The sequence below is a fragment of the Pseudomonadota bacterium genome (assembly GCA_026390555.1).
Lineage (GTDB): Bacteria > Bdellovibrionota_C > UBA2361 > UBA2361 > OMII01 > OMII01.
In genome coordinates this window covers 39,165-60,296 of the sequence record JAPLFS010000066.1, presented here as the reverse complement: position 1 = coordinate 60,296, position 21,132 = coordinate 39,165, and the positions used below count along the sequence as shown (strand labels likewise).

The following is a 21,132-nucleotide window of genomic DNA, read 5'->3' as shown; positions in this document are numbered from 1 at the left end:
TTCCGGTTCCTCACCGATAAGTGTGGGTGGGAAGCTAATGGATGATGGCATAACTATGCGCGGCAGATGAAAGAAAAGCCGGTCGAAGAATGTAAGATAATGGATGCTGAATCCCTGCGCTGGAACGTGAACCGCTTCCCGTTACCTGCTCCCGCTCCGGTAGCGGAAACTTATTTAGAAAAAAACCGATTAATAGAAGATATGTTTTGTCATGAAAAGCTCGGAGTCTATCAAAAGTCGGTTGAATTCCTGAAAGAGGTTATTAGTGTTATTCGCCTCCTCCCGAACGGAAATAGCGATATTGTCAACCAGTTGCGTCGCACCGCCTCTTCCTTTTGGCGGCCATGCTTTCAAAGCTGGTTTTTAAGGGTTAACCGGTATCGGAGCGGGAGCAGGTAACGGGAAGCGGTTCACGTTCCCGCGCAGGGGTTTTCCATCTAATGTACCAACACTTATCGGTGAGGAACCCTAAATTCCGGTTCCTCACCAATTGCTGAGGAACCTAAATTCCTAGAGTAGCCCCTCTAGCACTTCTCGATATATCTCCCCCTCAGCTATCCGTGTTACCGGTCCGGTCATCCTAATAGCAAAGCCCTCACCTATCTCTATCGTCAGCTCGCCCCCGGGCATACGAACCGTTACGATCTCATCAACAAGTCCTAACTTGTGAGCAACGGCTGCAGCGGCCGAGCTACTACTGCCGGAGGCTAGGGTATATCCGGCCCCACGCTCCCAGATCTCAATCTGGATCAAGGAGCGTGAAATTACACGCATAAATTGCACGTTTGTGCGGTTAGGAAATATTTCGTTATTTTCAAGCAGTGGCCCATAAAGCTCTGCAATCTGACGCGTGACCTCACACTCAGTGACAACACAGTGCGGATTTCCGATCGTAGCCGCAGAGAAGGTAAACTCCCTGCCCCCGACCTCTATCTTTTCCATCAATACATTACGGGGTACCCCTCTTACCGGTATTACTGCGCTGGAGAAACTAACCTGACCCATATCAACGGTCACAAGGTAGCCACTATCCTTAACGTGACATACGACCCGCCCCCCTACTGTTTGCACATCGAAGGGGCTCTCTTGAACCAAACCACGGTCCCAAAGATATCTCGCAAAGATACGCAGACCGTTGCCACTTTTTTCAGCTTCGGAGCCATCTGGATTATAGATGCGAAGAGAAAAAGCCCCTGCAACCTGAATGGTCTCAAGCAGCAGAATTCCATCTGAACCAACTCCGAAATTACGGTCACAGATACGTTGTACGATCGGGACAGATAGGGGGAGATCCATATCAATCGCCCGCATAACGATATAATCGTTCCCAAGAGCGTGATATCTAGTAAACCTATAACTATTCAGCATAGACTGTAACTGGTCACCGTAGTTTAATGTCGCGATTCAAGCTATTGAGATTACTGCGAAGTTTCATAGGTAATTCGATTGGTCGTCCCCTGATCGGGGACGGCAGATTTTGTGACCAGTTAATGTTTTCACCCCCGATTTGCTCTGCAAATCGACCCCTGAGGGGTTGGTACAGGGCATCTACGTGTGCGACTGTCCTTAGTTTATACTGACTAGTTACTTCAGCATAGACCAACTATAATTGCATACCTAAAGAGCCTCTGCTATCGCCATGAGCGAACACAAGACAACAAGACTGGCCCAAGCCAACTATGAGCATGCTGCATGCGCTCTCTTCTCAAGTAATATCTGTCGCTCCTGCTCCCTTTTAGACCTTATAAAACGGGATAGAATTGTCTCAAAGGAGCGTAGTGTTATAGAGACCTTACAACGCTTTAACCTTGCTCCTGAGAGCGTAGCGCCAATAGTTCTCCCATCTAACCCCTGGGGTTCGCGCTCAAAGATTAAGATGAGCGTGACCGGTACATGCCAGGACCCTATTATAGGCATTATAAATTCGGATATGTCCGGAGTTGAGCTCACGCAGTGCCCACTCTCCCCCAAGCCATTTCAAGCGCTCCTTGAGACGGTGCGCAGTTGTATCACTAGCGCCGCACTGCACCCCTACCAGATTAAGGAGCGTACGGGGGAGCTTAAGGGGGTGATCGTAATGAGCAACCGCGATCACTCGCAGGGGATCCTACGTTTCGTTCTGCGCAGCTCAGAGGCGATTAGCCGTGTTCGCAAGGTCGTTTCATTCATTCAATCGTTCCATCCCTGGGTTACGGTAATCAGTTGTAATATTCAACCGATTCCTGCAGCGATACTTGAGGGGCCCGAAGAGATCCTACTTACCGAGGAACACCAGATTACGGAGCAGTATGGAGATATCCAACTTAATTTTTCCTCACAATCCTTTATGCAGGTAACCCCAGAGGTTGCTACGGCGCTCTATGCCAAAGCGATTGAGTTCGCTAGAGAGGGCCCCTGCAGCACCGTACTAGATCTTTTTTGTGGTGTGGGGGGATTCTCGCTCTCAATCGCTCCATATGCCATGACGACAACCGGAGTAGAGCTATCAAGCATGGCAGTTGAAAGTGCCGCCCTTTCAGCGGCACGTCTGGGGGCCGTTAATAGTACCTTTATCGCAGAGGATGTAGATAGCTACATGCGCCAGCAGATCACAGCAGTACCTGAGCTTCTCGTCGTAAATCCTCCCCGTAGGGGTTTATCTAGCTATCTGGTGGGGCGCATCAATGAGCTACGCCCCAATAGAATTATCTACTCAAGCTGCAACCCTGAAACATTTGCGCGTGACGTAGCAGCGCTGACGCAGAGCTACTCGCTCAAAAAAATAGCGCTCTTTGATATGTTTCCACTAACTAAACACTGCGAGGTGCTAGGGTTAATCGCGCTGCGATAGATATCGGCTACTCCCACTCTGTATGGTATGAGCCAGCTGAGTCTTTACGCTCATAGGTATGTGCACCGAAGAAGTCACGCTGGGCCTGGGTAAGGTTCTGCGGAAGATCGGCTGTACGGAAGCTATCAAAGTATCCGAGCGAAGCTGCAAAACCAAGCACAGGAACCCCACGGCTCACCGCTGCACCGACAACCTTACGAAGATTCGGTACGCACCTTGCAACCTCCTTCTTCATAAAGGAATCGATCAGCATGTTACTTGGCGCCGGCTGTGCGGCAAAGGCTCTACGAATCTCATCAAGGAATCTAGCCCTAATAATGCAACCACCCTTCCATAATGCTGCGATCTCACTGAGTTTTAGCTCCCAGTTCCACTGCGTTGAAGCGGCTGCAATAAGCGCCATTCCCTGCGCATACGACATAATTTTTGAAGCGTAAAGCGCATCATGCACAGCCTGGATAAACTCCGCGCGGCCTTCGGTAAGATCCTGCACTACCGGCCCTGAAAACTCCTTAGAAGCCGCGCCACGTTGCTCTTTAATGCTGCTCAAGGTGCGTGCATCAACCGCCGCAGAGATAGTAGGTATAGAGACCCCAAGGTCCAGCGCAACTTGCGCCGTCCACGTACCGGTTCCCTTCTGTCCAGCTTTATCAAGGATCTTATCAACCAAGAACCCACTTCCGTTAGGATCGCGCTTATTAAAGATCTTGGCTGTAATCTCAATCAGGTATGAGGAGAGCACTCCGGAGTTCCAGCTCTGGAATATCTCGCCTAGCTCCTCAGACTTGCAGCCAACGACGTTGCGCAGGATATCGTAGGCCTCAGCAATAAGCTGCATATCGCCATACTCTATGCCGTTGTGCACCATTTTAACGAAATGACCCGCCCCATCCGGCCCAACGTAGCTAGTACATGGGCCATCAGCTTGCGCTGCGATCTTCTCAAGCAAAGGTGCGACGATCTTCCAAGCTTCCTTTGGGCCACCTGGCATAAGGCTTGGCCCCTTGAGCGCCCCCTCCTCTCCTCCAGAGATACCGATACCGAGAAAGTTCAAACCCATCGCGGTAAGTTTCTCCTCGCGCCTGATGGTGTCCTTAAAAAATGCGTTGCCACCATCGATGATAATATCACCCTTATCGAGCATGGGAGCGAGTTGGTCTATGATGGCATCTACCGGAGCTCCGGCTTTAATCATAATAAAGATCTGGCGCGGAGATTCCATGCTCTTTACGAAGTCCCCCATAGAATATGAGGCAACAAAACCTGCGGGTTGGCCATCTCGAACTGCAAAGCGTGCCATAAACTCTTTGGTAACATCAGCACTACGGTTGTATACGGCAACCGAGGTGCCCCGGCTCTCAATGTTACGGGCAAGATTTGAACCCATTACGGCCAAACCGATCATTCCAACGCTAGGTTTTGACATAAAGCTCCTCCTTTCCTACACCCGGCAATAAGATTACTGGCGTGTACACAACTCTTAAAACAACAGTCCTAACAGGACACCCAACGATAGGACAGAAAGCTATTCAGATCCACTATCTAAGGTTTGAATAAACGAGCAGAAAGGTCGTGGACCCCAACCTCTAAGCCCTCCCGTTCGACCTGGTATAGGGTGCCGTGAACCAACTCTACAACTGATAGTTTATTACCGTAAACCAACCCCGTATCTATCCCTATCTTAAAGGGTAAATGGAGAAGTACGTCCTCAAATGGGGTATGTCCAAACACCACAGTTTTACCGAGCCTGTGCTCGGCGTGGATAAAATCGGCCCGAATCCACATCAGGTCGCGCAAGTCTTGCTCCTCAAGAGGTCTATCTGGGCTAACTCCGGCATGTACGAAAACAAATTCAGCTAAACAAACCGCAACATCAAGCTTCTTAAGGAACTCAAGGTGCTCTACCGGCAACCTTTCTAATAGCTCCGACTGCGGCAAGGCTGGATCTAATCCGTAACTTTTAAAGAACTCATCCCCCCCATTGGAGAGATACACATCACCGCACCGCCCACCAAGCCCCAGGAAATCGAGCAGCATGTCCTCATGATTGCCCTTTATAAATACCGTCCTTGGCCATTCTGATTGCAGCGATAGTAGGTACTCTATGACCTGTCGCGACTCCTTGCCGCGATCAATATAGTCCCCGATAAAAACAAAAAGGTCCTCAGAACAGGCGCCCTGCTCCTCCTTTAAGAACGTGATAATAAGATTAAGCTCATCTAGGCAACCATGCAGATCACCAATAGCGAAGATGCGTTTCGGTCGATCTGTAATAACTCGCATCTGCCCTCAAGGCCTCTCTATTGCGCTATTTATCATCGCCTAGCTTTAAGACTGCAAGGAACGCCTCCTGAGGAATCGAAACCCTACCAACCTGCTTCATCCTCTTCTTTCCCGCCTTCTGTTTCTCAAGCAACTTACGTTTGCGTGAGATATCCCCTCCATAGCACTTCGCAGTTACATTCTTACTCAGCGCCTTAACGGTACTTCGGGCTATAATCTTTGCGCCAATAGCGGCTTGTATAGCGACCTCAAACATCTGTCGATCAATGATATCTTTAAGCTTCTCAGTCAGCTCCTTGCCTCGATTAAAGGCCTTATCACGGTGCACAATAATACTGAGCGCATCCACTGGCTCTGAGTTTAGCTTAATGTCTAGCTTAACCAGGTCGGACTCTATATAGCCAAAGATCTCGTAATCAAATGAGGCATAGCCCTTCGTCATCGATTTAAGCCTATCGTGAAAATCAAGGACGATCTCGTTTAAGGGAAGATGATATACGATAACGGCCCGTTCGGTCCCATGAAAGGCTATATTCTGCTGGACTCCACGCCGATCTTCACACAACTTTAGAACATTTCCAACAAACTCTTTCGGTGCGTGAATAGTTGCTAAAACTATCGGCTCCTCAATTCGCCGGATCTCTGACACCTCCGGCATCTTAGATGGATTATCAACCTGCAATACCGTGCCGTTATTTAAGATCATCTTGTAAACAACGGAGGGTGCAGTAGTGATAAGGCTAAGTTGGAATTCGCGCTCAAGTCGCTCCTGTACTATCTCCATATGGAGCAGCCCAAGGTAGCCACAACGATAGCCAAATCCAAGCGCTATCGATGACTCCGCCTCATAGGTAAAAGAACTATCGTTAAGGCTTAACTTATCGAGCGCTTTCTTCAAATTTTCGTAGTCATCCGCATCTACCGGAAATAGTCCGCCGAACACCATCGGACGAACCTCCTTAAATCCAGGCAGCGGATCCTTGCCAGAATCTTGGGCATGCATGACCGTATCTCCGATACGCACATCACGCAGGTTCTTGATGGTTGCCGAGAAGTATCCAACCTCGCCACTCGCAAGCTCTGCGACCTCTTCAGGGTGTGGTGTGAATACACCCAATTTATAAACCTCGTACGCCACATCGGTTGAAAAGAACTTGATCTTATCCCCCTGTTTTATGCAGCCATCAATAACACGCACCTGCGCCACGACCCCAACGTAGGGGTCGAACCACGAATCATAGACCAGTGCTCGTAGCGACGCCTGTGGAGAACCGCGCTTGGGTGGGGATACCCGCTCTACTATGGCCTCAAGCAGCTCCTTAATGCCGATACCAGCCTTGGCGCTAACCTCAAGAGCATTGGATGTATCGAGGCCAATTACAGACTCCACCTCCTCTTTAACTCGCTCTGGATCGGCGTTCGGAAGATCGATCTTGTTAATCACCGGAATAATGTCCAGATCATTTTCTATCGCAAGATAAACGTTCGCTAAGGTCTGGGCCTCTACGCCCTGCGAGGCATCCACTACCAGCAAAGCACCCTCACAAGCTGCGAGACTACGTGAGACCTCATAATTAAAATCAACGTGACCTGGAGTGTCGATCAGGTTTAGTTGATACACCTCGCCGTCCTTAGCTTTATACGAAAGCCTGACTGTCTGCGCCTTAATGGTAATACCACGCTCACGCTCAAGGTCTAGCTTATCGAGGAATTGCGCCTGCATCTCACGAGCTTCAAGCGCACCAGTCACCTCTAGGATGCGATCAGCCAGGGTCGATTTCCCGTGGTCGATATGCGCAATAATACTGAAATTTCGAATCTTATCTCTGCTTGTCACAACATCACATCTTTAATCAACAGTCTCGCCACGACGCAATCTTTCGTCGAAATCAGCGATCGTCTTCTTGAGTCCAGTTTCTAGGTCAACCTTTGGAGTCCATCCCAGCTCACTCTTTGCAAACGAGATATCTGGTTGGCGACGTGTCGGATCATCCTTCGGCAGCGGACGCTGCACGATCTTTGAACTTGAGCTGGTAAGGGCGATAACCTTCTTGGCCAAATCAACTATAGTCATCTCATTCGGATTACCGAGGTTCACAGGACCGCTAAAACCATCCCGGTTCATAGTCGCAACGATGCCAGACACAAGGTCATCAACGTAACAGAAGGATCGGGTCTGTAGTCCCTCTCCGTACACCGTAATATCATCCCCCTTGAGCGCCTGTAGGATAAAATTGGAAACAACTCGCCCATCGTTAAATAACATGCGGGGGCCAAAGGTGTTAAATATGCGCACGATGCGTGTATCGACTCCACCCTGCTCCCGGTAGTTAATGGTGAGGGTCTCCGCAACACGCTTGCCTTCATCATAACAGCTGCGGGGCCCGATCGGGTTGACATTGCCCCAATACGACTCCACCTGTGGGTGCTCTAGCGGATCTCCGTAGATCTCGGAGGTCGATGCCAGAAGGAACCGGGCGTGTGTGCGCTTCGCAACACCAAGCATATTGATGGTACCAATCACGTTGGTCTTGATAGTTTTAATTGGATTGTACTGGTAATGCACTGGGGAGGCCGGGCATGCCAGGTGGTACAACTGATCACACTCGATCAGAACAGGCTCGGTTACATCGTGACGCATAAATTCGAAATTTGCGTGATCTCGCAGGTGCGTCATATTACGCTTAGTGCCGGTAAATAGGTTATCAATAGCAATAACCTCGTGGCCCTGCGCCAGGAGAACATCACTAAGGTGCGACCCTATAAACCCCGCTCCTCCGGTAATAACTATACGCGCCATACCCGTCTCCTCTTCATTATATAAAACAAGCTGCCCTACCAAAATGCGACTATTCTTGAGTCACACTCGGTCGTCCTACGCTGTAATAAGTAAATCCGTACGAACGCATATCTGCGATGTCGTAGATATTTCGCCCGTCAAACACAACTGGCTTCACCAACTCTTGCTTAATGCGTTTAAAGTTCGGCTGACGAAATGCGTTCCATTCCGTGCACACTATTAGCGCATCTGCGCCCTTAAGCGCCTCGTAGTTATCCCTAACGCACTCTAGATTGCTGTGCGCCCCAAATTTCTCTTTGAATGTGTCGTTCGCTTCGGGGTCATAGACACGCACACGCGCTCCACGCTTAACGAGCTCGCTGCAGATCGTAAGGGCCGGCGCCTCACGCACATCGTCGGTCTTAGGCTTAAAGGCGAGCCCCCAGACTGCAAAGGTTTTACCGGCTAGATCCTCACTGCGGTAGTGCTCTATGATCTTACGAACCATCAGCATCTTCTGGCTCTTATTTACGTCCTCAACCGAGCGCGCAATTTTCAGATCAATACCGTGATCCTTGCCGGTTTTAATCAGGGCCTGCACATCCTTAGGAAAGCAGGATCCTCCATATCCAATACCCGGGAAGATAAAGCTCATGCCGATGCGAGAATCGGTTCCGATACCAACTCTAACCTTATTTATATCGGCCCCGGCCCCTTCACACAGGTTCGCAATCTCGTTCATAAACGAGACACGGAGTGCAAGCATCGTATTGGCTGCATACTTGGTCATCTCAGCCGAACGAATATCCATTATAAGGATCGGATTATTGGTGCGAACAAATGGGCGATAGAGCTCACGCATTACGTTTGCTGCGTGCTCACTAGCCACTCCAACAACTACCCGATCAGGCCGCATAAAATCGTCGATAGCTGCCCCCTCTTTGAGAAACTCAGGGTTGCTCACAACATCGACCGGATACTTAGCAACCTTCTCGATTGCGGCCTTAACTAGATCCGCAGTTCCAACCGGGACCGTAGATTTATCAACGACCACCTTCGGCGCATTCATGCTTTCGCCGATGCCACTGGCTACCGCGAGCACATGCGTAAGATCAGCTGAGCCATCCTCATCCTGAGGAGTTCCAACGGCGATAAAGATAACATCTGAAACCTGCACTGCATCGTGCAGTGAGTTTGTAAATGTAAGGCGCCCAGATTTAGCGTTACTCCTGACGAGGTCCTCAAGGCCTGGCTCGAATATAGGCACCTCTCCGTTTTGTAGCGCAGTAACCTTTTTGGAGTTAACATCGACGCATACAACTTCGTTGCCCATCTCTGCGAAACACGCTCCAGCAACTAAGCCTACGTAACCCGTTCCTACCACCGCTATGTTCATGTGATTATCTCCACAACGTTCATTTTGAGCAGAGGCCTCTCCTCAAACTAAGTCTGCGACATGCTTAAAACAGTCGCACCCCATTAACTACAGGCATCAAATCGGCAATTATGGGCTGCCCGGCAACGACCACCAGACTAACACCTTCAATCCAAACTACAGTTGGATCATAGCCGAACTGCCTAAGGAGATCAAAGGGTTGCGACGCCTGCTTGCTGCCTATCTATCCTTAAAGGGGGTTGCGCATAAACCCCTATATGTTACTCACACGACTTATGAAAAAAACGATCACATCTCTTAAGGGCACCTACGCAGCGGGCATCGCTGCTGGAATCAAAACAAACGGCAAGAGGGACCTGGCCTACATATTTGTCCCAAATGCCTACGGAAGCGCGTGTGTATTCACGCAAAGCGCCTTTATAGCCCCTCCATTAATCGTCACAAAGCAGGCGCTTGCCCGTGGAACCGTAAAGGCGCTAGTCGTAAACTCAGGCAATGCGAACGCTGCCACCGGCAAGTCCGGACTGAAAAATGCTCGGGAAACCGCTGCCATAGCCGCCAAACTGCTGGGCCTAAAGGCCCACGAGGTAGCCGTATCATCGACCGGCATTATAGGAAGGCCCCTTCCAATGGATACTCTTCGCGCTGGGCTCAATACCCTCCTCTCTAATCCCCTGCAGCGGGATGGTGATGCAGCAGCTAAAGCCATCTTGACTACGGATCTCACTCAAAAGGAGGTCTTTGCAAGCGGACTAGTTGCGGGCAAGCGCATCACCATAGCTGGATTTGCAAAGGGCTCGGGCATGATCGCCCCTAATATGGCTACCATGCTGGGATTCCTCGTTACTGACGCAAAGATCGACAGCGCAACGCTTAAGGCCCTTCTCAAGCTGGCGGTTGATGACTCCTTTAATATGACCTCGGTCGATACCGACACCTCCACCAACGACATGGTCATGGTGTTCTCGACCGGAGAAACCGGTAAAAAGATCTCATCTACTGCTGCTAAGAAGAGCTTCCTAGCACTACTTACAAAGGCCTGTCAGCATCTGGCTAAATTGATCGCAGCCGATGGAGAGGGCGCAACCAAACTAATAGAGGTGCAGGTTGTTGGGGCTCGCAATCAAAAAGATGCGCGGCTGATAGCTAAGAATATCGCTAACTCCCCCCTTGTAAAAACGGCGGTCCACGGCGCTGATCCGAACTGGGGGCGGGTGTTGGCGGCTGCAGGAAAGGATCCTACCCTCAAGGTCGATCCCCGTAAGGTAGATCTTACCTTCGCAGGTGCTCCAATTATGCGGGGCGGAGAGTTGGTGCCGCACGATCGCAAAAAAATTAGAAAGCTTATGTCAGCTCGCGAGATCCCTATTCGGCTAGACCTCAATTTAGGCAAGGCCTCAGCAACCGCATGGGGATGCGATCTAACACATGGCTATGTTGATATTAACGTGAGCTACAATTAGCTCCTGGTGGTCACCACTTTCTCTGAGCACGCATATCGTTTGACGTCTGGGTTAGCTCACCCAGACGCTTGCGCTTGCGCTCACCATCAAGGCGCTCGAAGTCCTCCTTCTTAAGACTGAACAGAGTAAGGACAGGGTTGTGGAATCCATAGGTGCCGGCGGGGGCCGCGTACTGAGCTACAACCGGCACACTATCAAAGACATCCTTGATACGTTGCCGAAGAACTGGATTGGACTCCGGCTGATTAAAATAACGTGCATAAAAGAGGCTTGAAAGCACCATGTAGTCAGCTCCGGAGTCGCGCAATAGCTTAGGATCAATCTCCGATATGATACGGGCCCTTGGAATATGCTCAACCGCAAAGTGGTCGCCATCAAGGCGCGGACAGTAAGGCTTCCAGTCCATAAGAACCTTTGTGCCCGCCGGCAGATTATCTCGCATCCAGAGTGCAAGCTGATCGCGGGTATCACTTCCAACATCGTTGGCTAGCGCAACCGTGCGGTATAACGGCGCGGCAAGCAGAGCTGTTGCAAACAAGGCAACTCCGTATTTTGGTGATATAGTTCTACCGAGTGCGCGAATAACCTGCGCGAGTGCTATAGCAAGAAATGGCAAGCAGGGCATAATGTAACGCTCAGGCTGCGGGGCGGGTTTAGCCTTAACGAACTCCGCTGGTAGATAGAAGAGTAGGACCAGGCCAACTAGCAAGAGATCCTCGATACGTCTCCTCCTGAGCAGGTATCCGAGACCAATAACAGAACCAACAGCGAGTATGGGGGTCATGCCTACCCAGATACTGCGCGAGAAGTGGTACATCCATAACTGAGACCACGCATCGATAGAATTTGTATGTCCGGTCTGCATATGCCGTGATTCAACGCCGAAGTCCTTAATGAATTTGGCGTAATCCAACAGTGCGAATGGAGTTGTGCAGAGAAACCCTATTGGGGCTATCGCCAGCGCAGCAAGCGCCCATGGAACCCACTTCCAGTCAGGCTTCCAATCTCTAGAGGCGATCCACGGCGCAGAGGCCGGAACAACAGCCAGCAAGATGCCCGAATACTTCGTTCCCGCAGTAAAGCCCGCAAGCAAGCCCGCTAGCACGAGCATCCACCTTCTCTTTGATTGGACAGCTATTAGAGTAGTCACAACACAGGAAAGTACCAGAAAGGTTAAAAGCGCGTCCTCTTTTAGGTAGCGACTACAGGTCACATGCAGCGGGAGAATCGCTAAAAGTCCGGCAGCTAAAAGCCCCACGTTGCGAGAAATAAGCCGCCGCCCTACCTCATACGTCAGCGCTATAGAGAGGGTGCCTGCAATGGCGCTGACGAACCTTCCGGCCAGAAATGCGGTCTCTCTAAAGCTTCCCTCAACCCCGATCGCCTGCAACACGCAGTTCATCATGTATGTGGTATAGAGGAGTAGCGAAGGATGGAGGAAGTACTGCGGGTTCCATGAGTTCTGCTCAACCATCCGCATGATAGCATTAACCTTTGGAACCTCATCGGGATGAAAGTTAGCAGGCAATCCAAAATCGATGCTATAGAATCGCAGAAAAGCTCCAAATACAACTATGGCATATAGCCAGATCTTTGAGGCTGATCTTTGCACCTGATCTTGACGAGAGGTCACTGGCAGTAGCGCCGTACCAGCCAGCAACGCCGCAAAAACGATCCACAACGGCTCAAATTTATGCGCCTGAACGTCTGACAATTTAACGATTACAGTCGTCGTAGCTAGAACCCCCAAAACGGCTAGCGTTGACAACCTTCGATCTCGCCCTACGGCACACAGCGCAAGTATTACTAGCAATCCTACCGCCGAAAATATCTTAAGGAACTGCGGGAACGAAACGATCGCAAATCTAAACGGAGAGCTGATCGCAACATTTAGCAGTTGCGCCCCTACCATTCTACTACTGCGACCCTCCAGCAGGCTAAACGAGTTAAGCGCTGTCATCTTTACAACCAGGGGCGAACACCCCGTAGGAATTGAAAAGTAATTTGGAGTGGCATCTTTAATTGTAAGTTCAGAGATCGGACCGTTACACAGGGAAACCGCTACACGTGGAGCCTCATTTGGAATCAACCACAACGGATTGAAAGTTAGCTTTAGCTTATTAGCAACAGTAGAGAAGCCCTCAATAGTTAGAGTTGATTGATCCTTTAGCCAGCCATCAACGTAAAGACCTCTATCGACAAGATCTACCGCCTGTTGCCCATTCCATGCGCTGGTTTGCAGCTTAGAAGCTACGAACATCGCTACGATAACGGTACAGATTGAAAGAAGAGCGCCCCTAAGAAACGTTGAACCTATCATAATTACCTATACTTATCCGGCAACCTTGTTATTTCCATGCGCCGGCACCGCTGCGATCGCGCCGCTATCAGGAACGATTGGTGAGAGCTGCAGTTGTCGCAAGGCCTTGATGCCTTGCGCTAGTGGAGCTATCCAGCCCCTCTCCTGCAAATAGTTCTTGAGGGCCTGAACATCTATCACAACTGACTGGTCATCCTTAAATGGCATGAAGGGGTAGTGCTCGGTATCTACGCTCTTTGGAAGCTGCGCATATGCGTACTGATCAACTGGCCGAGAACCAAGATCCTTCATTAGGGTATCAAGTGGCGGAAAAAACTTAATCTTCGGCAACGTTTCTGCGCGGAAGTCCTCCCGCCTAAAGACAAAATATGTAATCCCCTCCGGCTCTAGGATGGTCACGAGCTCCTCAAGCGAGCTGGCGTAGTGCGCACGCAACGAGATCTCGTTTCTACGGCGCACCTCTGCGGCGTATCGCGCGTAGAACGGGTGCGCCGTCTCTGTCGTCATATATCCGCGACGAGCTCCGAAGAGAAAAACGCCGTCGATATGAGTTGGATGACCAGCAACCACAGCTTCAAGTGGCGTATTTTGCTTAATCCACTCAAAGACCATACCCTTTTTGTTAGAGGGATAGTTAAAGTTTGCTGCCCCTCGCAATCCCCAGTTAGAGCCGATAAAAACGACCGTCGTAACAACTGCGAGTGCCATGAAACTGCCCCAGCTGTAGCGCAGACGGCTATCGCGCAAAGATCCATCCAAGCTTGCGGTATCATCACTTCCTCGGTGGAATGCCTTCCAACATCCTATACAGAAAGCCGCTATAAAGAAGAGTGCAAGGGGAATCTGTAGGTGCCGGTTGGGCACATACAACCTGAATGCTAAGAGACGAGAGAGTAAATATACAACAACCGCTGCGATACCGTAGGTAACTAGCTCCGCAGGAACGGTAGTTCGACGACGCACTAATCCAACACAGGCCAAAAGAGCTAATCCACCAAAGACGAGAAGCGGCATATTGCTACGAATCGAGGCAGGCGGATTGTAGAAGCGTCCTATAAAGGCCTCAAGACCAACTACCCTGAGCTCCTCCGCTGCCGGATTAAGCGGAACAAATGGAAACCGCCCCCGTGGACGGGAGAACTCCGGCATCTGTGTGGCCTGCTCAAACGACACCATCTGACCGATATGAGCCGGTCTATGAACAACTATGAGCGTTATGATCGCAAAGAGTGGGGAGATACAAATATATGAGATTAATTTCTTCCACGCGCTGGTGCGAACCGATCCCCGACCAGATACTACGCGCCAAATCAAAAGCAATCCGTAAGCACAGGCTACCACTAAGGTTGCCGGGGGATTAAGCATACAGCCAGCGAGCAGCGTCCCCAGAATGGCGATGTGATTTCCCTTCAAAACAAAGTAAAGAAAGGCCGTTAAAATTACCGCAGCCCAACCACGCGGCAAGCCTGCGGTCAGTCGTTGCATCAGATTACGATCATGTAATAACCAGGTGACTCCAAGTAAGGCGGGTACGGTGCTGCTGGCTGCTCGAATCGCCGCAAAGAAGAATCCAACCGTCAACACCACCTGAATTAACATAACCCAGTGAGACATCATGATCGGATCGCCGGTCAGCATCGTTATACCGTAACTGATCCAGTAATGCAGAGGCGCCAGGTAGCCCTTCATAACATCGGTAACGATATCTCCGGCGAAGAGTCCGGGGTGAGCTACCTCATGAAATGGATAGACCTGTTGCAAGGCATCATCTGTAGTCCAGTGTGGGTGAAACCAAAATTGACCTATGCTTTTATAGAATAAGTATGCATAGCCTACGGAGATAATCGCTGTAACAAGACTGATAAGTGTAACCTCTCTACGCCACCAGGATGAAGGCGCTACGGGTTGGGCAACGATCTGTACCGTTTCTGGCACTACCGGCTCAGATGTTACCGGCAGAGCTTCTTTCTTTACAGCAAGCTGAGACATCACTTCTCACTAAAATAAATAGGTTTTCGGGCGAACCTCCCTGTAGGCTGCACATACCATCAAGACCAAGACTTTATTAAAGGACTGGTCTAGGCAAAAGATTATAACTATCTGCCGGCCCTCCAGAAGATACAGGCCTAGGGGTGGCTAAGTCAAAAAACAGGACACTCCTTTATTTACCAGGCAAGCTTATCAGGGGCTTAGATAATCAGCTACTGACTACAATTCAATAGTGTCCAATTTTAACGACTGGCGCTTGGTAGTTAAACCCTCTATAGATCTAGGGTAGTTAGCGCTAACCCCACATGAACACTATACATATGAACACTATACATATGAAAACTATGAAACCATCTAGCTTATTAGCCCTCTGCGTTGCCTCCATGCTCGCTCTTACTCTTAGCAGTTGTGGTGGAGGTGGTGGTAGCGATGACTCCTTCGTTGGCGCGGCTAGCGTCTCCATTAGCTTACAGCCATCTGAGATCGATTCGGGTGATAGAATAGAGCTCTCTGCAGAGCTTTCCAATGTTCATGAGAACGGCATCGCGCTTAAGTTTCGCTATCCGGAGGGGCTTAAATACGTTGCCTCATCTGCCTTTCTCCTAATAGAAACGAAGGAGATAGATCTTACACCGACGGTCAACCAATCCTCTACCGATAACGAGATCTACCTGGTATTCTATATCCCACAGTCATCCTTTCGTCGCGGTGGGCAGCCGTACGAAGGGGAGTCAGGCACCGTTGTTCTTCAACTGGAGGGCATCGATGCGATCTCAGATGGGCTAGTAGAGGTCGACCCAGATGTTGACGATCCAGATCAACCGAATGCAACCGAGTTCTCGGTCGATTCCCCTGAGTTCGATGCTCAAGATAAGGCCTACGTAACAGTAGTGGCTCAGTAGACTAAGCTATTGAGACACTGCTATCGAGACACTCCTCGTTGCAGCGCGGCTCAGCTTCTACTATCATTTGCTGATAGAGATGCGCACCTGCTCCAAGTTGTCGTAACAACTGGTAGTTACGTTTTTAATAAGTGAGACCATAGCGTGGGACAACACCGTAAGATCCTTCTAGAGCACATCGATCAACCTGATCAACACACCATAACAGGCTACGAGTCTCGTGGTGGCTATACAGCTATTCGCAAGGCCTTGGCCACCGACCCGTTAGTAGTAATAGATGAGGTCAAGAGATCTGGTTTGCGGGGTCGTGGCGGTGCAGGGTTTCCTGCTGGACAGAAATGGAGCTTTGTTCCGCGCAATACGGGCAAACCTACCTACATCATTTGCAACGCGGATGAGAGCGAGCCCGGCACCTTTAAAGATAGGCTCCTACTGGAGCGTCTACCACACTCGGTGATCGAGGGTATGATGATAGCCGCCTGGTCCGTTCAGAGCCATTGGATGTGCGTCTATATAAGGGGCGAGTACGCATTCCCATACACAAGGCTAAAACAAGCGGTCGATGAGTGTTATGCCAAGGGTTACCTTGGAGATAATATCTTCGGAACTGGGTACTCTTTACACCTAGTCGTGCACCGCGGTGCTGGAGCTTATATCTGTGGCGAGGAGACCGGACTAATAGAATCGCTGGAGGGTAAAAAAGGGCAGCCTCGCCTAAAGCCCCCATTCTTTCCGGCAACGATGGGGCTCTATTACTCACCAACGATCCTCAACAACGTTGAAACCTTCTGCGCGGTTCCATGGATCCTCAATAACGGGGGAGAGGCGCATGCGGCGATCGGCACAGAGAAATCAAAGGGCACTAAGCTCGTATCCGCCTCAGGACACATTAACAAACCGGGCGTATACGAAATAGAGATGGGCTATCCCTTCACGCGTTTTCTTGAAGAGGAATGTGGCGGAATGCTCAACGGCGCAAAGTTAAAGGCCGTTATCCCGGGAGGATCATCTATGCCTATATTACGTGCGGATGAGATTGAGGGCGCCACCATGGACTATGAGGGCTGGAACAAGCTCGGCACCTTTCTTGGCTCAGGTGGGGTAATCGTTATGGATGATTCAGTCGATATGGCTGATGCTATTCTGAACCTAGCCCATTTCTATGCTCACGAATCGTGCGGTCAGTGCACCCCCTGCCGTGAGGGTTGCCACTGGGTTGAAAAGATCTTTCAGCGCATGGTCGATGGTAATGGCTTACCAGGAGACCTTGAGCTTCTTGAGACGATCTGCAATCAGATGGCGGGTCATACCATCTGCATGCTTGCCGATTCAATCGCTATGCCGGTGCGTAGCTTTATTAGCAAATTTAAGGATGAGTTTTATCAGTTAATCACTGCATCTATTGAGAGAGGCTTACTTGAAGGGACTTCTAATAGGCAAGCGCGCCTTAGCGCGCAGCCCGCTGAACATCAGTAACGGGGTATCTTTATGTTTATGATACATGCAGTTCGAGCGATATCTTGGCTCATCTGCTGTATATCTCTGGTATTTTGCGCACTGCCATCTCTTCTCCGAGCAGAGGCCCCGCAGCTTGCATGGGAAAAGATCGGGGACGATCTTGAACAAGCAACAGGAAAGCTTAATCAGGACTCAGTTTTTTCAGCCTCGATAGTCCTGGTTAGATCTGCCTTGCAACGCTTTAATCTACAGACGATTCGGGCCTCGGAGTACGGCTGGAAGCACGCCACAATTCGTTCTCTCTGCCGAGCTGCAGGGGCCTCAGTCTGTATAAATTCAAACTTCTTTGACGAACAGGGCAAAGCCCTTGGGGTCGTAATCAGTCGAGGGATAATTCACCAGAAGGCTCACCGCGGAGGTGGGACGTTAACCGGGATCCTCTTTGCTACCTCTAAGGGGGTCGGCATTACTCACCGCGATACCTTTTCAATCAATGGGGTTGTTGAAGCAGCACAGGCGGGGCCACGCCTGATCTCTCAGGGTCAGATAGTCCCTGGTCTTAAGGAGTCCTCATTTAGAACTAATCTCTCGGGCGTATGCCTAGATAGCAAGGGTCGAATTGTGCTGTACCGTGTTACCGCAGGGGTATTTGGCTCATCGCTTCCGCTATTGCAAAATCTGCTCTTAAGCCCTGCTGTTGAATGCCTCGATGCCTTAAACCTTGACGGGGGCGGCTCCTCTCAGCTCTATCTCGCTGGTGAGATTCCGGGGCATGCGGGCGCGGTTCGTGAGGAAAACTTTGCAGGTCGAGACGAGGTTCCAATTGCGCTTGGATTATTTCCCATTATTTCGGCCCTGCCAGCTACTGCAACTACCTCTCCTTAATAGCTTATTCAGCATCTTTGCTCGCATTTTCACGGCAAAGCCCCCTTGCGCTGCACAATCCAGATTGACACCAACCCGAGCTGCGCTGTACCGTTACTTAAAGATGCTTGTAGTAACTTTCGCAGTATAAAGTTGTAACCGGCTGTTCAGGAGCCAGAGGATGAGTGTTCACATTTTAGACAGGGAATTCACGGGTAAACAGGTGCAGGGGATCCTGCGCACGCTAACCGGTGGAAACGAGAAGATCGGTCTAGCCCTGTTGAATTACTACGCACGCACTAATCTTGTACCGACCTCCGGCAAGACCAAAAGTCGTGGCCGTCCCAGGTACTCGTATCCGGATCTAATACTTCTGTGCTGGCTCTTCCGCATGAAGCGTGAGGGTCTTCCGGTAAATCGCTTCCGTCGTGGTATCGACTACCTAAGAAAGCGTCTCCCGAAGCTTCACAAAAATCCAAGCGATATGGTTCTTCTTACAGATAGTAAGCAGCTTTTTATCAAACACCGCATTCAGGAAAAGAGCGAGATCGCCGAGGTTCTAACTGGCAATAAAGCTGGGCAGTATGTTTGGGCATACGCGATCGGGTCTCTAATCGAAGAAGTTGATAAGATTGTTAAGGAGCTCTCGCCTGAGCCGTTGCACGATGAGCTTGAGGGCAGGGTTGCCGCGTAGTCGCCGGAGCGCTAGGACAGCTTCTCTGCAGGGCGAGTGTTATAGCAAACTTGAACCACACCGATAGGATAGAGATGAGTAGGACAGATACAATTCGTCAGATCTTTCAGCTTCTGATCGAGAGAAAAGCGTGGTGGCTAGTTCCAATGGTGGTAGTGTTTCTGCTAGTAGGACTACTGCTAGTAACTACGCAGGGTTCGGCGCTATCGCCCTTTATCTACGCGTTGTTCTAATAAGATCATCGCGAAATCAGCGCATCCAATAACTAAATGTTCCCCCTACTGCCGCTGCGACGCGCCATCTTTCTTGGCGCCCCTCTTGGTAGGAATCACGCCCTTAGCCTGCTTTAACTTTCTTAGCTCTTGTGGCAACCGCCAACCACCCGGCTTGGGCTGATCCTCCAATCCAAAAAGAAGCTCATTTGAGCGCTCGTAATCCTCTAACGCCTCAATAAAGTCGCGCGTCGACCGCAGCGAATACTCTGTGACAAAGAACTTAAGGGAGCGATGAGAGTGCGCGAATGCGCGCCGTAGATCGCGATCAACGGGCACCATATTGTCCCCGTTTGCGACAAAGGCTGCGCGGAATCGGGTTGCGAGCTCCTCTACCGTTGTAAAGTTCCCCCACTCCATCAACTCGATGGCGCGGTGCGCTCTGGTTCGTTTTGATTCTCGCAGAACTATAAAACGGGCAACGAACGCTGTACGCCGCGCCCTAATTATCGCTAGCTCCAATCCTTCCTGACTGGAGAGATCAACTTCAACTACTTCTGTTTCCATGTTTACACCACATCCTGAACTACTAGAACTACTTGGTGAGGACTTCCTTGGCCTAAGAATATCTTCGACCCCTTTGGTGGAAACCTTAAACACTATCTCAAAGCCGACTTTGCCTCATACTATTCAGGTAGTTAGCCATATCATTTATTCCCATATCTGTTGGTTTTAGTGGGGCCACCCTGCCCGTGACAGTAGGGGCAAAGTTTGGTGTAATCGAACCATGTCGCTACTCCCCCAGTTTTTAGAGCAATTTAAGGCAACCAGTCTTGGAATCCTTATAGACGATACAGGAACCCCAACCCCACGTTCAGCTCTGATCGCTCCAGCATATGAGATCTCACCTAGCGTGGTTAATCGTGCCATAACGTTGAGCGCTGGACTTACCTTTGTCTCGTTATCATCTGAGCGAGCCAGCGCGTTTATGCTTCAATCGATGGCGCGACCTGCTCTCCCCTCACCCCTACCCGTTCTTCAAAATCAGGGTGGGCTTGCGCTCTACACCTCAGTTGAGGCACGACACGGGATCTCAACCGGTATCAGCGCAGCAGATAGAGCTGCAACGTTGCGGGTGCTTGGAGGCAAAGATCCTCAACCCCGTGACCTCGTGAAACCGGGGCACATCTTTCCGGTTGAAGCTCGCGAAGGCGGCGTTTTAGTTAAGAGCGCTATCGCAGAAGGGGCGCTTGATCTAGTCACAATGTCTGGCTATACCGATGCCGCTCTCTTTATGGATCTTCTTGACGCGCGCGGCGATCTGCTCCCACTTTCTGAAGTTCCGGCTCTTGCATACCGTGAGCAACTCCCCATCATAACGCTAACCGATCTGATCGAATACCGACTTAATAAGGAGCCCCTTATAACGCGCGCCGCTGAGGCGCTGCTCCCCACAACTCAGGCTGGAGAGCTGCGCGCTATCGTCTACCGTTCGCGCATACACGATGTTGAACATATCGCCCTGGTCAAGGGAGATGTTACCGAGGCTAATCCGGTTCTCGTTAGGGTGCAGGTTGAGAGCACCGTTACAGATGTTTTTGGTGGTGGCGATAGTGCTGGAGCACCCTCCTCTAGAACCTTGCTGCACCGCTCTCTAAGCGCTATTAATGAACGGGGTTGCGGTGTTTTGCTCTACCTTAGGCGTCCCTTCCTTAACGATAAAAGCGGACAGGTGCAGACCCTCTCAAATAGTGGCTCCGATCAACGTTCAGCCAATATGATGCGAGAATACGGAGTTGGTGCGCAGATCTTACGAGACCTCGGGATCTCAAAGATAGAGGTGCTCTCCTCCAGCTCGCGTTTGCTAGCAGGTTTAACAAGCTTCGGAATAACCGTAGTTTCTCAGCGTCCTGTTCCTGAGATAGATTCAGATAAAAGGTAG

General features: G+C 50.4%; 18 protein-coding genes. 9 read left to right on the top strand and 9 right to left on the bottom strand.

All coding sequences use genetic code 11. The features are described from left to right. Positions 1–66: 66 nt before the first annotated feature. Positions 67–399: a hypothetical protein gene (locus tag NTV65_09315; protein MCX6115393.1), complete on the top strand. Its 333-nt coding sequence runs from the start codon at positions 67–69 to the stop codon at positions 397–399. Between the two features lie 111 nt (positions 400–510). Here NTV65_09315 and dapF read toward each other — a convergent pair whose 3' ends face one another. Then, the gene (gene dapF / locus NTV65_09310; GenBank protein ID MCX6115392.1) at positions 511–1,368 is read right to left on the bottom strand and encodes a diaminopimelate epimerase; all 858 of its coding nucleotides are present in this window, start codon (positions 1,366–1,368) and stop codon (positions 511–513) included. Between the two features lie 271 nt (positions 1,369–1,639). Between dapF and rlmD the strand changes: the two genes are divergently transcribed. After that, positions 1,640–2,830 (top strand): 23S rRNA (uracil(1939)-C(5))-methyltransferase RlmD, encoded by a 1,191-nt coding sequence (rlmD, locus tag NTV65_09305; GenBank protein ID MCX6115391.1) that lies wholly within the window; start codon positions 1,640–1,642, stop codon positions 2,828–2,830. A 7-nt stretch (positions 2,831–2,837) separates the two neighbouring features. Here the strand turns inward: rlmD and gndA are convergent, their stop codons facing one another. From gndA to NTV65_09280, 5 genes are all read right to left on the bottom strand, one after another. Next, complete coding sequence (gene gndA, locus NTV65_09300) at positions 2,838–4,256, bottom strand: NADP-dependent phosphogluconate dehydrogenase (GenBank protein ID MCX6115390.1); 1,419 nt, start codon at positions 4,254–4,256, stop codon at positions 2,838–2,840. A gap of 116 nt (positions 4,257–4,372) precedes the next feature. Continuing rightward, positions 4,373–5,113 carry a metallophosphoesterase family protein gene (locus NTV65_09295; GenBank protein ID MCX6115389.1) on the bottom strand — a complete coding sequence of 247 codons (741 nt, stop codon included), beginning with the start codon at positions 5,111–5,113 and terminating at the stop codon, positions 4,373–4,375. A 25-nt stretch (positions 5,114–5,138) separates the two neighbouring features. Beyond that, entirely contained in the window at positions 5,139–6,950 is a 1,812-nt protein-coding gene (gene lepA / locus NTV65_09290; protein MCX6115388.1) for a translation elongation factor 4, read from the bottom strand. A 12-nt stretch (positions 6,951–6,962) separates the two neighbouring features. Then, positions 6,963–7,913 carry an SDR family oxidoreductase gene (locus NTV65_09285; GenBank protein MCX6115387.1) on the bottom strand — a complete coding sequence of 317 codons (951 nt, stop codon included), beginning with the start codon at positions 7,911–7,913 and terminating at the stop codon, positions 6,963–6,965. A gap of 49 nt (positions 7,914–7,962) precedes the next feature. Continuing rightward, positions 7,963–9,288 carry a UDP-glucose/GDP-mannose dehydrogenase family protein gene (locus NTV65_09280; protein ID MCX6115386.1) on the bottom strand — a complete coding sequence of 442 codons (1,326 nt, stop codon included), beginning with the start codon at positions 9,286–9,288 and terminating at the stop codon, positions 7,963–7,965. A gap of 275 nt (positions 9,289–9,563) precedes the next feature. Here NTV65_09280 and argJ point away from each other — a divergent pair, with 275 nt between their 5' ends. Continuing rightward, complete coding sequence (argJ, locus tag NTV65_09275) at positions 9,564–10,751, top strand: bifunctional glutamate N-acetyltransferase/amino-acid acetyltransferase ArgJ (protein ID MCX6115385.1); 1,188 nt, start codon at positions 9,564–9,566, stop codon at positions 10,749–10,751. Between the two features lie 10 nt (positions 10,752–10,761). Here argJ and NTV65_09270 read toward each other — a convergent pair whose 3' ends face one another. Beyond that, positions 10,762–13,071 carry a glycosyltransferase family 39 protein gene (locus NTV65_09270; protein MCX6115384.1) on the bottom strand — a complete coding sequence of 770 codons (2,310 nt, stop codon included), beginning with the start codon at positions 13,069–13,071 and terminating at the stop codon, positions 10,762–10,764. A gap of 12 nt (positions 13,072–13,083) precedes the next feature. Then, entirely contained in the window at positions 13,084–15,060 is a 1,977-nt protein-coding gene (locus NTV65_09265) for a hypothetical protein (protein ID MCX6115383.1), read from the bottom strand. A gap of 344 nt (positions 15,061–15,404) precedes the next feature. Here NTV65_09265 and NTV65_09260 point away from each other — a divergent pair, with 344 nt between their 5' ends. The 5 genes from NTV65_09260 (at position 15,405) to NTV65_09240 (ending at position 19,211) form a co-directional block, all read left to right on the top strand. Beyond that, positions 15,405–15,962: a hypothetical protein gene (locus NTV65_09260; protein MCX6115382.1), complete on the top strand. Its 558-nt coding sequence runs from the start codon at positions 15,405–15,407 to the stop codon at positions 15,960–15,962. A 144-nt stretch (positions 15,963–16,106) separates the two neighbouring features. Then, on the top strand, positions 16,107–17,438 hold the full coding sequence (nuoF, locus tag NTV65_09255) for an NADH-quinone oxidoreductase subunit NuoF (protein ID MCX6115381.1): 1,332 nt from the start codon (positions 16,107–16,109) through the stop codon (positions 17,436–17,438). A 12-nt stretch (positions 17,439–17,450) separates the two neighbouring features. Further along, positions 17,451–18,305: a phosphodiester glycosidase family protein gene (locus tag NTV65_09250; GenBank protein ID MCX6115380.1), complete on the top strand. Its 855-nt coding sequence runs from the start codon at positions 17,451–17,453 to the stop codon at positions 18,303–18,305. Between the two features lie 160 nt (positions 18,306–18,465). Continuing rightward, a complete protein-coding gene (locus NTV65_09245) occupies positions 18,466–18,978 on the top strand; it encodes a hypothetical protein (GenBank protein ID MCX6115379.1) in 513 nt (170 codons plus the stop codon). Positions 18,979–19,052: 74 nt separating this feature from the next. Further along, positions 19,053–19,211 (top strand): DUF5989 family protein, encoded by a 159-nt coding sequence (locus NTV65_09240; protein ID MCX6115378.1) that lies wholly within the window; start codon positions 19,053–19,055, stop codon positions 19,209–19,211. A 45-nt stretch (positions 19,212–19,256) separates the two neighbouring features. Here NTV65_09240 and NTV65_09235 read toward each other — a convergent pair whose 3' ends face one another. After that, positions 19,257–19,757, bottom strand: coding sequence for a hypothetical protein (locus NTV65_09235; protein MCX6115377.1), 501 nt, complete (start codon positions 19,755–19,757; stop codon positions 19,257–19,259). Positions 19,758–19,977: 220 nt separating this feature from the next. Between NTV65_09235 and NTV65_09230 the strand changes: the two genes are divergently transcribed. Continuing rightward, positions 19,978–21,132, top strand: coding sequence for a 3,4-dihydroxy-2-butanone-4-phosphate synthase (locus tag NTV65_09230; protein MCX6115376.1), 1,155 nt, complete (start codon positions 19,978–19,980; stop codon positions 21,130–21,132).

What these genes read in the sequence shown, in the direction of transcription:
- rlmD (MCX6115391.1), top strand. Translation starts at nt 1,640, where the DNA reads ATGAGCGAACACAAGACAACAAGACTGGCCCAAGCCAACTATGAGCAT.
- NTV65_09245 (MCX6115379.1), top strand. Translation starts at nt 18,466, where the DNA reads ATGAGTGTTCACATTTTAGACAGGGAATTCACGGGTAAACAGGTGCAG.
- NTV65_09285 (MCX6115387.1), bottom strand. Translation starts at nt 7,913, where the DNA reads ATGGCGCGTATAGTTATTACCGGAGGAGCGGGGTTTATAGGGTCGCAC.
- NTV65_09265 (MCX6115383.1), bottom strand. Translation starts at nt 15,060, where the DNA reads ATGTCTCAGCTTGCTGTAAAGAAAGAAGCTCTGCCGGTAACATCTGAG.
- NTV65_09315 (MCX6115393.1), top strand. Translation starts at nt 67, where the DNA reads ATGAAAGAAAAGCCGGTCGAAGAATGTAAGATAATGGATGCTGAATCC.
- NTV65_09230 (MCX6115376.1), top strand. Translation starts at nt 19,978, where the DNA reads ATGTCGCTACTCCCCCAGTTTTTAGAGCAATTTAAGGCAACCAGTCTT.
- gndA (MCX6115390.1), bottom strand. Translation starts at nt 4,256, where the DNA reads ATGTCAAAACCTAGCGTTGGAATGATCGGTTTGGCCGTAATGGGTTCA.
- NTV65_09240 (MCX6115378.1), top strand. Translation starts at nt 19,053, where the DNA reads ATGAGTAGGACAGATACAATTCGTCAGATCTTTCAGCTTCTGATCGAG.
- argJ (MCX6115385.1), top strand. Translation starts at nt 9,564, where the DNA reads ATGAAAAAAACGATCACATCTCTTAAGGGCACCTACGCAGCGGGCATC.
- NTV65_09235 (MCX6115377.1), bottom strand. Translation starts at nt 19,757, where the DNA reads ATGGAAACAGAAGTAGTTGAAGTTGATCTCTCCAGTCAGGAAGGATTG.
- dapF (MCX6115392.1), bottom strand. Translation starts at nt 1,368, where the DNA reads ATGCTGAATAGTTATAGGTTTACTAGATATCACGCTCTTGGGAACGAT.
- NTV65_09260 (MCX6115382.1), top strand. Translation starts at nt 15,405, where the DNA reads ATGAAACCATCTAGCTTATTAGCCCTCTGCGTTGCCTCCATGCTCGCT.
- NTV65_09280 (MCX6115386.1), bottom strand. Translation starts at nt 9,288, where the DNA reads ATGAACATAGCGGTGGTAGGAACGGGTTACGTAGGCTTAGTTGCTGGA.
- NTV65_09295 (MCX6115389.1), bottom strand. Translation starts at nt 5,113, where the DNA reads ATGCGAGTTATTACAGATCGACCGAAACGCATCTTCGCTATTGGTGAT.
- NTV65_09250 (MCX6115380.1), top strand. Translation starts at nt 17,451, where the DNA reads ATGTTTATGATACATGCAGTTCGAGCGATATCTTGGCTCATCTGCTGT.
- NTV65_09270 (MCX6115384.1), bottom strand. Translation starts at nt 13,071, where the DNA reads ATGATAGGTTCAACGTTTCTTAGGGGCGCTCTTCTTTCAATCTGTACC.